Annotated in this window: 12 protein-coding genes and 1 riboswitch; of the genes, 2 read left to right on the forward strand and 10 right to left on the reverse strand. The window is 33.2% G+C overall.

Going from position 1 to position 15,226, the window contains the following annotated elements; all coding sequences use genetic code 11:
• Positions 1-29 precede the first annotated feature (29 nt).
• The 3 genes from BUA99_RS02910 to BUA99_RS02920 all read right to left on the reverse strand — a co-directional run bounded on the left by BUA99_RS02910 (position 30) and on the right by BUA99_RS02920 (position 3,020).
• Positions 30-1,274 carry a sulfate adenylyltransferase subunit 1 gene (locus tag BUA99_RS02910; protein WP_072988064.1) on the reverse strand — a complete coding sequence of 415 codons (1,245 nt, stop codon included), beginning with the start codon at positions 1,272-1,274 and terminating at the stop codon, positions 30-32.
• Positions 1,275-1,352: 78 nt separating this feature from the next.
• Positions 1,353-2,252: a sulfate adenylyltransferase subunit CysD gene (gene cysD / locus BUA99_RS02915; RefSeq protein WP_072988066.1), complete on the reverse strand. Its 900-nt coding sequence runs from the start codon at positions 2,250-2,252 to the stop codon at positions 1,353-1,355.
• Between the two features lie 66 nt (positions 2,253-2,318).
• On the reverse strand, positions 2,319-3,020 hold the full coding sequence (locus BUA99_RS02920) for a phosphoadenylyl-sulfate reductase (RefSeq protein WP_072988069.1): 702 nt from the start codon (positions 3,018-3,020) through the stop codon (positions 2,319-2,321).
• 319 nt (positions 3,021-3,339) lie between these two features.
• Between BUA99_RS02920 and BUA99_RS02925 the strand changes: the two genes are divergently transcribed.
• Positions 3,340-4,122 (forward strand): sulfite exporter TauE/SafE family protein, encoded by a 783-nt coding sequence (locus BUA99_RS02925; RefSeq protein ID WP_072988072.1) that lies wholly within the window; start codon positions 3,340-3,342, stop codon positions 4,120-4,122.
• Between the two features lie 325 nt (positions 4,123-4,447).
• On the opposite strand, the gene BUA99_RS02930 is transcribed toward BUA99_RS02925, so the two are convergent.
• From BUA99_RS02930 to BUA99_RS02960, 7 genes are all read right to left on the reverse strand, one after another.
• Entirely contained in the window at positions 4,448-4,858 is a 411-nt protein-coding gene (locus BUA99_RS02930) for an RrF2 family transcriptional regulator (protein WP_072988075.1), read from the reverse strand.
• A 480-nt stretch (positions 4,859-5,338) separates the two neighbouring features.
• Complete coding sequence (locus BUA99_RS14795; RefSeq protein ID WP_084673465.1) at positions 5,339-5,539, reverse strand: hypothetical protein; 201 nt, start codon at positions 5,537-5,539, stop codon at positions 5,339-5,341.
• Between the two features lie 209 nt (positions 5,540-5,748).
• Positions 5,749-6,921, reverse strand: coding sequence for a trans-sulfuration enzyme family protein (locus tag BUA99_RS02940; protein ID WP_072988078.1), 1,173 nt, complete (start codon positions 6,919-6,921; stop codon positions 5,749-5,751).
• A gap of 102 nt (positions 6,922-7,023) precedes the next feature.
• Positions 7,024-7,455, reverse strand: a complete 432-nt coding sequence (locus tag BUA99_RS02945; protein ID WP_072988081.1) for an OsmC family protein — start codon at positions 7,453-7,455, stop codon at positions 7,024-7,026.
• A gap of 119 nt (positions 7,456-7,574) precedes the next feature.
• On the reverse strand, positions 7,575-10,961 hold the full coding sequence (gene thrA / locus BUA99_RS02950) for a bifunctional aspartate kinase/homoserine dehydrogenase I (protein ID WP_072988084.1): 3,387 nt from the start codon (positions 10,959-10,961) through the stop codon (positions 7,575-7,577).
• Positions 10,962-11,039: 78 nt separating this feature from the next.
• Positions 11,040-11,147: riboswitch (SAM riboswitch) on the reverse strand.
• Positions 11,148-11,378: 231 nt separating this feature from the next.
• Entirely contained in the window at positions 11,379-11,585 is a 207-nt protein-coding gene (locus tag BUA99_RS02955; RefSeq protein WP_072988086.1) for a hypothetical protein, read from the reverse strand.
• Positions 11,586-12,065: 480 nt separating this feature from the next.
• Positions 12,066-13,358 carry an O-acetylhomoserine aminocarboxypropyltransferase/cysteine synthase family protein gene (locus tag BUA99_RS02960; RefSeq protein WP_072988089.1) on the reverse strand — a complete coding sequence of 431 codons (1,293 nt, stop codon included), beginning with the start codon at positions 13,356-13,358 and terminating at the stop codon, positions 12,066-12,068.
• A gap of 560 nt (positions 13,359-13,918) precedes the next feature.
• On the opposite strand from BUA99_RS02960, the gene metK reads away from it, so the two are divergent.
• Positions 13,919-15,169, forward strand: coding sequence for a methionine adenosyltransferase (metK, locus tag BUA99_RS02965; RefSeq protein WP_072988091.1), 1,251 nt, complete (start codon positions 13,919-13,921; stop codon positions 15,167-15,169).
• The last annotated feature ends 57 nt before the right edge of the window (positions 15,170-15,226 follow it).

Consider the following 15,226-nt stretch of genomic DNA (forward strand, 5'->3'; position numbering starts at 1 on the left):
CTGTGTTTTGTTTTTGGCAAAAGTTATATTTAGTTTATAAATCCAACTCCGGCTGTGGTATTAGTAGCTACGTCTATTAGGATAAAAGCGCCGTTTGATTTATTGTCATTGTAAGCATCAAAATACAAGGCTTTACTCAACTTGATACTTACTTCGCCTATTTCATTGATTGCTAAATGATTTGCTGGAACAGTTCCTGAATAATCAGTTGAGATTACATTTTTCACGCGATCTATTTTCGCCAAAACTCTGTTAGTATTGTGTTGTACCAAATATTTTGCGCCAGCAACTAGCTTTTTACTGTCCATCCAGCAAATTGTGGTGTGAATTTCTTTTTCAATTTTAGGAAGTTCATCTGATTTTACAATCATATCGCCTCGAGCGACATTGATGTCATTTTCTAATTCAATTGTAATGGAAGTTCCAGTAGAAGCTTCATCAAATTGTTTATCAAAAAAATGAATTTTAGAGACAACAGACTCTGTTAAAGAAGGCAGAACCGTTACGGCATCACCTACTTTTATATTGTTACCATACAATTTCCCAGCATATCCTCGAAAATCGTGAAAGTTTTCAGTTTTTGGACGAATAACCGTTTGCACTGGGAAACGTGTTTTTCCTTTTTCAAAAACATCCGCTGGTTCTAAACCTTCCAGATGCTCTAATACCGTCTGTCCTCTATACCAGGACATATCATCGGATTTATTAACCACATTGCCGCCGTTAATTGCGCTCAAAGGAATATAACTTACTGTTTGCTCTTTAAAAGTACTTTTAGCATTTAAAGCTTGAAAATCAGCTTTGATCTTATTAAAAACTTCCTCAGAATAATCAACTAAGTCCATTTTATTGATCGCCACTATTACTTCTTTCACTCGCAATAAATTATTTATAAAAAAATGACGCTTTGTTTGCTCAATAACTCCTTTACGGGCATCAATCAAAATAATGGAAACCTGTGAAGTCGAAGCTCCCGTAACCATGTTTCGAGTGTATTCAACATGTCCTGGCGTATCAGCAATGATATAGCTTTTCTTAGCTGTTGAAAAATAAATATGTGCCACATCAATCGTAATTCCTTGCTCTCGCTCAGCAACTAAACCATCTGTAGCTAAGGAAAAATCGAGATAATCATAACCTTTTTGCTTGCTACTTTTCTCAATTGCTTCTATTTTATCTGTTGTCAATGATTTTGTATCGTATAATAACCGTCCAATTAAAGTACTCTTACCGTCATCTACACTTCCTGCTGTTGCTATTTTTAAAACTTCCATATTATTTATTTGTATTAAGGTTTAAGTATGAAGTATTAAGATCGTAAGTTCAAAAACTTACTCCGTATCACTTACTCCTTAAAAATACCCTTGTTGTTTTCTTTTTTCCATTGCAGCTTCAGATCGTTTATCATCAATTCTAGCACCACGTTCTGAAATTGTCGAGGTTCTAATTTCGCCTACCACTTCTTGAATTGTTGTAGCATAAGAATCAACAGCAGCGGTACAACTCATGTCGCCAACGGTTCTAAAACGAACAATTCGTTCCTCTATTTGTTCGTCTTCCTCTTGATATACAAAAGGAGAATGCGACCAGATTAATCCATCTCTCATAAATACTTTACGCGTATGTGAAAAGTAAATACTAGGAATTTCAATGTTTTCTTGTTCGATATAACTCCAAACATCTAATTCAGTCCAATTTGAAATTGGAAAGACGCGCACATTTTGACCGTTTTCAATTTTTCCGTTCAAAATATCAAATAATTCGGGACGTTGATTTTTTTCATCCCATTGTCCAAAATCATCGCGCACGGAAAATATCCGTTCTTTAGCTCTTGCTTTTTCTTCGTCACGGCGGGCTCCACCTATACAAGCATCAAACTTAAATTCTTCAATTGCATCTAATAAGGTTATGGTTTGTAAACTATTTCGACTCGAATATTTGCCTGATTCCTCCACCACTTTCCCTTGATCAATAGCTTGTTGAACATGACGAACAATTAACTCCAAACCTAATTCAGCGACCAACTTATCCCTAAATGCAATTGTTTCTGGAAAATTATGTCCCGTGTCAACATGTAACAATGGAAAAGGAATTTTAGCCGGAAAAAATGCTTTTTGAGCCAATCGCACTAAAGTAATCGAATCTTTTCCACCTGAGAAAAGTAAAACGGGTCTGTCAAATTGAGAAATGACTTCTCTAAATATATATATCGCTTCGCTTTCTAAAGCGTTTGTTTTTAATAATGTGATCATTTTTCTATGGTAATTTGTTAAACTGCTTATTTGGTGCATGGATTAAACAGTGAAGCGATTAAGTTTTTATTTTTGGTGTAAACCACATTCTTTATGACTAGATTCCCACCACCATCTTCCTGCCCTTATATCTTCTCCTGCGTTTATTGCTCTGGTGCAAGGCGCACATCCTATACTTATAAATCCTTGTTTGTGTAAAGTATTTTGCGGTACGTTATTTATTTCTAAATATTCTTCTACCTCTTTTAAACTCCACTTTAATAAAGGATTGAATTTTATTATTTCGAACTTTTCATCGTATTCAAAAAGTGATAATTCACTTCTGTTTATAGATTGCTCTGCTCTTAAACCTGTAATCCAAATTTTATTCCCATATAATGCTTTAGTTAGCGGCTCAACTTTTCGAATAAAGCAGCACTCCTTTCTATTGTCCACAGAATGATAAAAACTATTAGGTCCTTTATTATCCAGTATTTTTTCTACTGCCACCGCTTCAGGAAAATAAACTTTTATATCGATGTTATAATTTTTTAAAGTTTTATCAAAGACATCATACGTTTCTTGAAATAATCTTCCAGTGTCAAGAGTAAAAATGTTTATTGCATACTTATTGTTAGCTATAATAGCAGTAATCACTTGATCTTCCTGTCCAAAAGAAGTTGAAAAAGCAACTTGATTTTTATATTCATGCGCTAAAAAATCTAATGTTTGCTCAATAGAAAATTTTTCTGTTTTATGAATTAATGTCGACAGTATTTCTTTATCCATTTTAGTCCTTAATTTATTCTATTACCCTATAGGCTTTGTAGATTACAAGGCAAAAGTACTATTTATTTTTAATTAACAAAATAATTTAAAAAAATTATTAACTGGAAATAGCATCCTTCACAAGATTAATAGTTGCAATTTCAGCACATCAAGTTCTTAATTTATTATATTCTAAAAAGCAGATCATTATATTATGATATCCCTAAAATTTATCAAAACTACCTGTCTAATATGTAAAACTTACTATTACAATATATTTAGTCTACCTAACCCATAGGATGATTTATTATTAATTTTTATTTTTGCATAAAATTTTAGTATGGATTTTGAAATTGGATTAGTTGCTGCAGGTTTAACCGTTGGTTTCATCGTAGGTATGACTGGAGTAGGCGGCGGCTCATTGATGACACCTATTTTATTATGGTTTGGAATTCCTCCAACAACTGCAGTGGGCACAGACTTACTCTACGCCGCCTTTACTAAAATGGGAGGCGTTTATGTACATCATAAAAAAAAGAATATAAATTGGACTATTACAGCCTGGCTTTCATTAGGCAGTATTCCCTCAGCTCTCCTTACATTATGGATTTTACACAGTATAAAAACTGATATTACTGTTTTAAATAACATTATAAAAAATGGATTAGGCTGGGCTCTTTTATTTACCGCAGTGGCTATTATATTTAAAAAGAAACTTTTACTGCTTTCTCAAAAACATTCTGGCGACAAATTTCACAGTGAAAGTAAAACCCGGAATACACTGACTGTTGTAATAGGTTTAATACTGGGAGCAGTTGTTACCTTAACGTCTATAGGAGCTGGTGCTTTAGGAACTGTAACTTTATTTTTCTTATATCCATTATTAGCTACGCCGCGACTAGTGGGAACCGAAATTGCTCATGCCGTTCCATTGACACTTGTAGCTGGATTAGGGCATGCTTCAATGGGAAATCTAGATCTTGGATTATTAGCGCAATTATTAGTAGGATCACTGCCCGGTATATATTTAGGAAGTATTTTAAGTGGCAAAGTCCCTGATCTATTTCTTAGAAATGCAATAGCGATAATGCTCTTTATTGTAGGATATAAACTAATTTTTTAGTTTTATGAAGGTATGATTTTTTTAAATTATACAATATATAATCTTCTGTATTTTCTTTAATCTTTTACAAATACATTAAAACACAGGAGTCTTTCGCTTTTTTAAAAGTTCAAAACGATACTAAATCACTACAAGGATTTACTGTTTGCGACAAAGCTCTTTTTTACTGCGTGAGGGATTGCAGTGGAAATCCTTTTTTACTATATGAAGTGCTAACGCAATAGAATAAAAAAGATTGGAACAAAAAGCCCGACCAGAAATGCAAGGAGGAACGACGAAGTAAATGAAGGGTCACGCCCAAAAGGATAAACTTTTAGTACTCGATCTAAAAAGCAATATCGGCGAGGGTATTACTTTCTAAAATTTGCAAGGTATTGTCGCGTACTTCTATCATTAATTTGCGAACTGCACAGGCAGTTTCATCTTTACAATCTTCACATTTTTCATAGAAATTATGACTAGCACAAGGTAAAAGTGCTATTGGACCTTCGAGAATCCGGTAAACATGAGCCATATTGATGTCTCTTGGTTCCTTAATTAAGTAATAACCACCACCCTTACCTTTCTTAGCTCCTAAAAATCCAGAGTGACGCAATAATAGTAATATACTTTCTAAAAATTTTAACGAAATGTTTTCACTCTTTGCTATCTCAGCTATTTGTACTGGCGTATTGTCTTTTTGGCGAGCCAAAAAAGTCAGTGCCTTTATTCCGTATTTAGTTTTTTTAGAGAGCATTTGATGCGATTTATGATTTTTGAATGCGTATTACCCATATATGATTTAAAAAAAATCATGACACTTTAAATTATTCGTTCAAATCTACAATGTAAAATCGTTAATTACAAATCTAAGAATGAAGAGAACTATTGTAAATAGTTTCTGAATTACACGTTTATATTTTTGCCATTAAACCTCTAAAATATTTTTAACTGGAAAGCTGAGATTATCAAATGGTAGTCTTTTTAATAAAGTGCCATTTGTAGCTGGCTTTCGACCACTATATTTATCATTTTCTAAAACATAACTATAAACTTTTTCATCGATTGGTTTTACAATTCAATACTCTTTTACGCCATTTTCTTGATATAAATTGAATTTCATATTCATTTATCTAGTAGAATTTTCACCCAATAGAATTTTAATAACGAGATCAGGAGCACCTAAGCAGCGTTTATCATCTAATTTACTAGTACCAAATAGTACACATAAATCATTCTAAACAGCAGTTATAATTTGATTATCGCCCGTGCTCACTTTATCGTCATTTAATCGAACATCAAATGGCGCCGCATACATTTTGTAATCTTGATCTTTTAAAAACTTAGCTATTGTTAAAGTGATTGACATAGAAATTCCTTGATGTTTCCTGCTTGAAGTAAGACTCATCTTGAAAATAATAGCTTTTACTAATTCCATACGCTCTTTAAATTGCCACAGCAAATAATCGGCATAGGTGTAACTTCCATTTAGGTCTAGTTAATCACTATTTGTAATAACAGTATTAATATCGATAGCGTTTATAATAAACTCACGCAATTTAGAAATAGAAAATATTGAATTATAACTGCATGTGTTGTTTATAAAAATTAGCTCTAAAGCTGCATTCAAAATTGTTAATCACAAATTTAAGAAAGCGCTTGTTCTAAATCAGCTATTACGTCTTTTACAGTTTCTAATCCTACTGACACGCGCACTAAACCATCAGTAATGCTCACCGCTAAGCGTTCGTCAACTGACAATTTACTGTGGGTTGTAGATGCGGGATGCGTAACAATTGTTCTAGTATCGCCAATATTTGCAGAAAGTGAACACAATTTAATTTTATCTAAGAAGGCTCTTCCTGCTGAAAGTCCGCCTTTTATCTCAAAAGCGATAATATTTCCTCCTAAAAGCATTTGTTTTTTAGCAATATCATATTTTGGGTGCGATTTTAAAAAGGGGTATTTTACACTATTTACATTAGCATTTTTTTCTAAAAATTGGGCTACTATTAATGCATTTTCGCAATGTTTTTCTACACGAACTGCTAATGTTTCTAAACTTTTAGATAAAATCCAAGCATTAAACGGCGATAAAGCTGGACCAGTATTTCTAGAAAATAAATATATTTTGCGAATTAAATCCTCATTTCCAACGGTAACACCACCCAGAACTCTGCCTTGACCGTCAATTAATTTTGTAGCAGAATGAATTACTAAATCAGCGCCCCACTTTATAGGTTGCTGAATGTAAGGGGTTGCAAAACAGTTATCAATTACCAATATTAAATTGTGTTTTTTAGCAATGTTGCCTAATAACTCTAAGTCTATAATATCTACTGCTGGATTTGTTGGAGATTCTGCATATAAAATTTTAGTGTTTGGCTTTATGAAACTTTCAATCGTCTCTGGTTTATTGATATCAAAATAAGAAGTTTCAATATTCCATTTTGGAAAATAAGTCATAAATAGAGCATGTGTAGAACCAAATACACTGCCTGCAGAAACGATATGGTCTCCTGAATTTAATAATGCTGCAAAAGTCGAAAACACAGCAGCCATGCCTGTTGCAAAAGCATAACCAGCCTGGGCACCCTCCATTTTACATATTTTTTCGACAAACTCGCTTGTATTAGGATTGCTAAAACGACTATAAATATTTCTGTCTTTTTCCTCTGTGAAGGAAGCGCGCATGTCCTCGGCATCATCAAAGACAAAACTAGATGATAAATACAAAGGAACAGAATGTTCTTGAAATTGCGTTCTTTCTAACTGGGTGCGTATGGCTTGAGTTTCAAAACCAAATTCTGAATTGTTCATAATATGAAAGCCTCATTATCCCAAAAGAGGGAATAATTACGAGGAATTTAATGGTTAATAGTGTGTTCTTTTTTAGTATCAATGGTCTAATTGAAAAATCTTTTAACTTTCTAATTTTTTTCCATTCAAAACCACTTTATAATGTACTGTTGCAGTGGGCTCTAACGTTTTAGAAACAGAGCAGTATTTTTCAAAAGATAGTTGTGCTGCTTTTGCTGCTTTATCTTCTTTGATATCACCTTCTAAATAGAAAACAACATAAATGTTTTTAAAGGGTTTTGCCTCGCCTACTTGAATTCTTTCTCCTTCTACCTCAGCTTTGAAAGACGTAATTTCTTGTCGCTGTTTTTTTAAAATCGAAATCATATCAATGGCACTACAGCCTGCAACCCCCATTAAAATCAACTCCATAGGACTTGGTCCCATATCATTTCCTCCAAATTCTGGACGGCTGTCTACGTTTACTAGATGTCCTCTTTCATTTTTTAATTCGAAATGAAAATTATCGTTTATTCTATTTAATGTTACTTTCATAATTTTCCCCTCATCAACCCTCCCGCCGCGGCGGAGAGGGAGCTAAGACTTGAGGTGTGTCCCTTTTTTTAATTAATATATTTTTAATGTAAAATCGTTAATCTGCAATCTAAAATCACTTACCCTTTATCAGACAATCTTAAAACATCACCAAAAACGCCTCTTGCAGTCACAGCTGATCCAGCGCCTGCACCTTGTATTACAATAGGTCGATCTCCATAAGACTCTGTGTAAATTTCGAAGAAAGAATCAGACCCTTTTAATCCACCTAATGCGGTATCTGAAGGTACGGAAACTAATTTTACTTCTAATATTCCTTTGTCATGCTGTAAATCTCCTGATAGTTCTCCTATGTATCGCAGAACATGATTTGGTTTTTGGTCTGCTTTTATTTTATCGTAAATAGGATCAAATTCCCTTAATTTACTTAAGAAATCAGCGACATTGCCTTCCCGTAACTGTTCAGGAATAAGATTTTGAATAGCAACCTCTTCAAACTCGTTTTGCAAGTCTAACTCTCGCGCTAGGATCAATAATTTTCTTCCTACATCATTCCCACATAAATCTTCCCGTGGATCTGGTTCAGTATATCCGTTATCAATTGCCTCTTTCAAAATGTCGCTAAATGGAGCATCATTTGCAGAAAAATTATTGAATAAATAACTTAAAGTACCAGAGAAAACACCTTTGATTTTAGTAATATTTTCACCTGAAAGATGCAATAATTTTATAGTATCAATCAAAGGCAGTCCAGCTCCAACATTAGTTTCATACAAATAATTTTTCTGGTTGTCAGCTAATGATTTTCGCAAGTCTTTGTAAAATCCGTAACTCAAAGTATTGGCTACTTTATTTGATGAAATTAAATCAAAGCTACTTTCTACTAATGGAATATAATTCTCCACAAATGTGGCGCTAGCGGTATTGTCTATTGCAATTAAATTTTCTAAATGATGTTCATTAGCGTATGCAATTACATCCTCGATTGTATAAGAAGTACCACTGCTCTCGATTTCATTTCTCCAGTTTGTCGTTACTCCATTTTTATTCAAAAGGATTTTTTTAGAATTAGCAATTGCAAAAACATTCAATTTGATATGCTTTCTTTCTTCAATGGCTTCTGCTGATTGTAAAATTTGGTTAATCAACGTTCCACCTACTAATCCATGACCGAAAATAGCAATATTAATTTTCTTTGAAACTCCAAAAATCTCTCCGTGAATAACGTTTAGTGCTTTATAAAGTTCTGTTTTCTTAACTACTAAACTCACATTCTTTCCCGTTACTGTATTATTAAAAAGGATTGGGATTATTTTATTTTTAATTAAGGCTGTGTAGGGTTTATGAAAAGTACTTAAATCCTGACCTATGATTGAAATTACTGAAACATTATCAGTTACCGTAATTTTATTAACATCTTTCGAATAGAAATCGTTTTCAAATTCCTTTTCTAATTCAATCATTGCTTTTGTCGCTTTATCAGCGGCAACTACTAAACCAATTCCTCTTTCTGATGATCCTTGAGAAATGATACTTACACTAATATCATTATCGCCCATCACTCTAAAAATTCGGGCATCAACTCCTGTTTTTCCCAGCAATCCTCTTCCTTCAAGATTCACTAAAGCTACGTTTTCTAAAACTGAAAGCGTTTTTATTCCCGCTCCATTAGCATTAGATGTGATAAGAGTTCCTTTATTCTCGTGATTGAAAGTGTTCAAAATACGAAGCGGAATGTTTTTTTCCAATAAAGGAATTATGGTTTTTGCATGTAGAATTGTTGCACCAAAATTAGCCAACTCGTTCGCTTCATTAAAAGTTAAATGGTCAATCTTTTTAGCATCAAGAACTAAATCAGGATTAGCAGTGTAAATTCCGTCTACATGCGTGAAGTTTTGTAATTCTTCTGCATTGATAAAATTAGCTATCAAGGAAGCCGTATAATTACTTCCATTTCTACCTAAAGTTGTGGTTTCGTGTTTGGCATTGGCACCAATAAAACCTGTAATTACTAAGACAGAGTCTTGATTGTCTTTAAAAATCTGGATGATATTCTTTTTAGAAAGCGCTTCTAAAGGCTGCGCATCGCCAAAATTAGAGTCGGTAACAATTAACTCTCGAGTATCTGCTAACTTTGCAGAAACACCTCTACCCTGTAACATGGACACCAATAACTTAGCGGCAAGCACCTCACCTTGTGCTAATATTTGATCTTTAATTTTAGGACTATAATCGCCTATTAAACTTACCCCTTCAAATAACTTGTCTAGTTTATCAAATTCTGTCGAAAAATCAATAGTCTCAAAACCGTCTCTTTGATAGTTTTTAAAACTTTCTAGCAGTGGTTTATAATTTCCGTTCTTAACTGCAATGGTCAGAATATCATCTAACTCGTCCGTTGCTTTTCCTCGGGCTGATACGACTATTGCAACCTTTTCATTTTGCTTTATTTTACTTTCAATGATAGTTAAAACTGTATTAATCCCTTGTCCATTTGCTAAAGATTTTCCACCAAATTTTAGTATTTTCATTTGTTTTTTATTTTTGAAGACGATTTCTAATAAATTGTCTAATTGCTCGTATTCCATCAAAAAGGCATCGTGCCCGTGTTGCGAGTCAATTTCGCTGTAGAATACATTATTTTTAAATTTTTTAATCTCGTTATATGTTTCTTTATTCTCCTTTGCTGTAAAAAATAAATCAGAGTTGATTCCCACTATATAAATATTGGCTTCTACTTTAGAAATAAGTGACGCTAAAGACTCTTGATTCCGAGTAATATCTATCGTTTTTAAAAGTTGGTTCATCATCTTGTACGCTGAGAGCTGAAACCTCTTTTCTAGTTTTTCTCCGTGATAATTCAACCAACTTTCCACTTGAAACGTTTCTAGTTGTTTATTAATATCTCTATTAAATTTTTCTTTAAAAGATTCTGGAGTTCTATAACACATCATGGCATGGATGCGCGCATCTTCGATAGGTTTTTTAGAGTTATTCAAAATTTTCTCCTGCAAATAACAGTTGGCAATTAACCAATCTGTCGCCTTCCAGTCCGTTGCTATAGGAATAAAATTTTGAGCTAACTTTGGCTCTAAAGCTATAATCTCCCAACCTATTCCGCCACCTACAGATCCGCCTATAAGTGCAAATAAATCATTGATATTTAATACCCGGAGTCCTTCAAGAAAAATTCTAGCGATATCTCTTGCAATAAAATCTCTATAATTCTCAATAGTAGCTGCATTAAAACCGTTTCCCGGCACATCAAAAGCGACAATTGTATATTTACGAGTATCAATGGTTTTATCAATTCCCACAATATCATTCCACCATCCAGACTCACCTATTACTTGCGAGTTTCCAGTTAGTGCATGATTGATTAAAATTATAGGAGCCGTATGTAATGGTGCACCAAAAACCTGATAACTTAAGTTTAGCGTAGCATAAATAGCACCATTATGTGTGGTGAAATTTTCAAGGGTAATGTGTGTTGGTTTATTTTCCAATTTGCAAATCTTTTATAATTTTTGATTTGTGTGTGGAAATATTAGAAAGAAAGCTAGGAGTTACTAGACCAATTCTTAGTGTTATCTTTCCACGGTGAGCGTGGTAGAATGCAGCACCTTCTTCGATAAATCGAAGGGTTGCTAAGGCTTCATCGGGTCTAATCCCTCTGCCTTTCTTTATAACATTTCAATACGTTTATGAACTTATTACTGCAAATTAAGCACTATTTTATTAAACAACCAAACTTTTTATACGCAATCGAAATAGTTGTTTGAGGTTTTAATCAGAATAAAATAAAAAGGAAAAATTGCTATTTTAACGAGTGATCTAAAGAAAATTTTCTCCGTCAATACATTAAAATAACAATTTTAAAATTTCTTTTAGAAATTCCAGATCCGAAAATAATTTCCGATTGCTTAAATAAACAACGCGTCATTTTCTTCAGAATACATTAGAAAAAGTAAGGAGGTAGGCACTGTTTTTTGTGCTAACGCATTTTTAGAAATTTCGAATCTAGGATGAATCAATTTATTTGACTCGGCACGGATTCCTACTATTTTACTTTTAGCAGTAAAAGTCTTTAAAAGCCTAAACGGCCTTAAGAAAAAATTAGCAACACTCATAACATTTGAATTTAGATTAATTATTTATTTTCTATTATTTTTATTTTTAAAGGCAAAAACCCTTTTAGATTTTTATCCAAAAGGGTTTTACGTAATATTGTAAACTCACTCTCTTGGATATCAACGGTCATAAATATACATTGTAGTATTTAAGAGCGCAGCTGTTGCAACTGAGGTATAATTTGTTTTGTGTACCATAATTTTATTATTTATACATACTGTTTTGTTTAGAAACCCTTCTTAACCATTTATTAATCAAAAAAAAGATTCTATTTGTCTATGGAAGCGTTGGTCTGATAATTCATTTTAAATTATATAGAAGACAACCCTTAGGAAGTTTTCTAAGCGACTATAATAAAATTATAAAGCATTGAAATCATTTTCCTTTTGTATTTACTCAAAAATGCAAAATATATTCCAATAAACCAAATAAATTCAGGAATATTTCTTATTAATATTGACTTTTTAGAGTATACTAAATTATACTAATTGAGACATATTTATATTTGCAAAAACAGTTTCTAAATCTTCAATAAGATCCTGAACATCTTCTAACCCTACAGACAGTCTTATCAAATCTTGAGAGACGCCAGTTGCTATTTGTTCAGCGGCTGATAACTGCTGGTGCGTAGTACTTGCAGGATGAATTATCAATGACTTAGTATCACCAATATTTGCCAGTAATGAAAATAATTTAGTTTCATCTGCTACTTTTTTAGCAGCTTCAAATCCTCCTTTAAGTCCAAAAGTAACAATACCACTTTGCCCTTTCGGTAAATATTCTTGTGCCAAATCATAGTATTTATTGGCTTTTAATCCAGGATAATTTACCCATGCTACCCCATCATGATTTTCTAACCAATGCGCCAGCTTTAAAGCATTTTCACTATGACGTTGAATTCTTATTGGTAGGGTTTCTAAACCTTGAATAATTTGGAAAGCATTAAACGGACTTAAAGCAGCACCAAAATCGCGCAAACCTTCAATTCTCACTTTAGCGATAAATGCAGCACGACCTAAAACCTCGTGATATACTAATCCATGATAACCAGCTGAAGGCTCTGTAAATTCTGGAAAATTTCCATTAGACCAATCGAAATTTCCTGCATCGATCACTACACCTCCAAGCGAAGTGCCATTTCCAGTTATATACTTTGTCAAGGAGTGAATAACAATGTCAGCTCCATATTGAATAGGGTTTAATAAGTACGGCGATGCAACTGTATTATCAACCATAAAAGGCACTTTAGCGGCTTTGGCCTCAGCCGAAATACTTTTTAGATCTAGAACATCTAGTTTTGGATTACCAAGTGACTCTACAAAAAATGCTCTTGTATTATCCTGAACTGCATTTTTAAAATTGCTCGCATCAGATGGATCAACAAATGTGGTGGTAATCCCGAGTCTAGGTAAAGTAACTTTTAATAAATTGTAAGTCCCACCGTACAAACTACTTGACGCCACGATATGATCACCAGCTTTTAATAAAACTAATAGTGCTGTGGAAATTGCTGCCGTTCCAGATGCCGTGACTACAGCTCCTATTCCGCCTTCAAGCGTTGCTAAACGTTTTTCTAAAATATCATTAGTAGGATTGTTTAATCTAGTGTAGATAAATCCAGGCTCAGAAAGTGCAAAAACATTTGCAGCATGATCAGAGTTGTTAAATACATAAGAACTTGTTTGGTAAATAGGAACGGCTCTTGTTCCAGCATTTTTAGTTACATCATGTCCAGCGTGTAAAGCGTTTGTTTCAAATTTTTGTGTACTCATAGTTTTTAGATTTAATTCAGTTAATACTATTATAATTATTTAATTCTTAAATTCATTTTTTAAAATGTTCTACAGATTTATTACTGCTTTTTTATCATAAAAAAACCCCTGCTGTTAGCAGAGGTCTTTATGATATGTTTTAATGTTTAAAACTATACAACAGCGAGCTCCGCGGAATACTCCGGCATCTTAAAACACATATTGACAGCACTTAAATTCATTTTTTCTTTTTTGATGAAGCAAATGTGCAAACTATTTTTTAATTCTCCAAATAAAAATTAATTTAATTTACAAAACCTATAGATTTAGTAGACTATGTTAAATTATCTTAATTTAAATTAAAAATCGGAAAGATTAATTTACAATTCAAAATGGTTTCATACATTTGCACTCGAATACAAGAGGAAAAATTTGAACTGATTGCAACCTCTTCATAATGAAATCAATTCATTGTGAATGCTGAATATTTTTCAGTAGAAAAAATGCTAAAGCAGAAACTCTCCTTTAGTCCTTTTCAGCAATTATTTTTTCTCGTTTAATTTATAAAAATAATATTTATTATGGCTTATTTATTTACGTCAGAATCTGTGAGTGAGGGACATCCAGACAAAATTGCAGATCAAATTTCAGACGCACTAATTGATAATTTTTTAGCATTTGATGCGAATTCAAAAGTAGCCTGCGAAACTCTAGTTACAACTGGTCAAGTTATTTTAGCCGGTGAAGTAAAATCAAATACATATTTAGATGTGCAACATATTGCTCGTGAAGTAATCAGAAAAATAGGTTACACGAAGAGCGAATATATGTTTGAAGCAAATTCTTGTGGAATTCTCTCTGCAATTCACGAACAGTCTGCCGATATTAATCAAGGTGTTGATCGAGCAAATCCTGAAGAGCAAGGTGCAGGTGATCAAGGAATGATGTTTGGCTATGCCACTAATGAAACAGATAATTACATGCCACTTGCGCTTGATTTATCTCATAAATTATTACAAGAATTAGCAATTTTACGTCGTGAAAATAACGAAATCACTTATTTACGTCCCGATGCGAAATCTCAAGTTACTTTAGAATATAGTGATGATAATAAACCAACACGTATTGAAGCAATTGTAATTTCAACTCAACACGATGATTTTGATGAAGAAGCTACAATGCTTGCAAAAATCAAAAAAGATCTTGTTGCTATTTTAATTCCAAGAATTATTGCAAAAAATCCAGCTCACGCTCATTTGTTTAATGATAAAATTCAATATCATATTAATCCAACTGGGAAATTCGTAATTGGAGGACCACACGGAGATACTGGATTGACTGGAAGAAAAATAATTGTAGATACCTATGGCGGAAAAGGAGCTCATGGTGGTGGTGCATTTTCTGGAAAAGATCCAAGTAAGGTAGACAGAAGTGCGGCTTACGCAACACGTCATATCGCTAAAAATCTAGTTGCAGCCGGTGTTGCTGATGAAATTTTAGTTCAAGTATCATATGCAATTGGTGTAGCTAAGCCAATGGGAATCTTTATTGATACTTATGGAACATCAAAAGTAAATATGACCAATGGAGAAATTGCTAAGAAAGTAGAAACAATTTTTGATATGCGTCCTTACTTTATAGAGCAACGCTTAAAATTAAGAAATCCAATTTATAGTGAAACTGCAGCTTACGGACATATGGGTCGTACTCCAGAAACAGTAACAAAAACATTTACTGCTCCAGGCGGATTGACTAAAACCGTTACAGTAGATTTATTTACATGGGAGAAAGTAGATTTTGTAAATCAAGTAAAAACTGCTTTTGGATTATAATTCAGGAAATACTGCAATCAAATTGGGGATTTTGTTCAATCAAAATTCCCAATTTGA

Source organism: Flavobacterium segetis, from assembly GCF_900129575.1.
Classification (GTDB): Bacteria; Bacteroidota; Bacteroidia; order Flavobacteriales; family Flavobacteriaceae; genus Flavobacterium; species Flavobacterium segetis.

Bases quoted from the DNA above. Each gene is read 5' to 3' on its own strand.
- BUA99_RS02910 (WP_072988064.1), bottom strand. From the start codon at position 1,274: ATGGAAGTTTTAAAAATAGCAACAGCAGGAAGTGTAGATGACGGTAAG.
- cysD (WP_072988066.1), bottom strand. From the start codon at position 2,252: ATGATCACATTATTAAAAACAAACGCTTTAGAAAGCGAAGCGATATAT.
- BUA99_RS02920 (WP_072988069.1), bottom strand. From the start codon at position 3,020: ATGGATAAAGAAATACTGTCGACATTAATTCATAAAACAGAAAAATTT.
- BUA99_RS02925 (WP_072988072.1), top strand. From the start codon at position 3,340: ATGGATTTTGAAATTGGATTAGTTGCTGCAGGTTTAACCGTTGGTTTC.
- BUA99_RS02930 (WP_072988075.1), bottom strand. From the start codon at position 4,858: ATGCTCTCTAAAAAAACTAAATACGGAATAAAGGCACTGACTTTTTTG.
- BUA99_RS14795 (WP_084673465.1), bottom strand. From the start codon at position 5,539: ATGGAATTAGTAAAAGCTATTATTTTCAAGATGAGTCTTACTTCAAGC.
- BUA99_RS02940 (WP_072988078.1), bottom strand. From the start codon at position 6,921: ATGAACAATTCAGAATTTGGTTTTGAAACTCAAGCCATACGCACCCAG.
- BUA99_RS02945 (WP_072988081.1), bottom strand. From the start codon at position 7,455: ATGAAAGTAACATTAAATAGAATAAACGATAATTTTCATTTCGAATTA.
- BUA99_RS02955 (WP_072988086.1), bottom strand. From the start codon at position 11,585: ATGAGTGTTGCTAATTTTTTCTTAAGGCCGTTTAGGCTTTTAAAGACT.
- BUA99_RS02960 (WP_072988089.1), bottom strand. From the start codon at position 13,358: ATGAGTACACAAAAATTTGAAACAAACGCTTTACACGCTGGACATGAT.
- metK (WP_072988091.1), top strand. From the start codon at position 13,919: ATGGCTTATTTATTTACGTCAGAATCTGTGAGTGAGGGACATCCAGAC.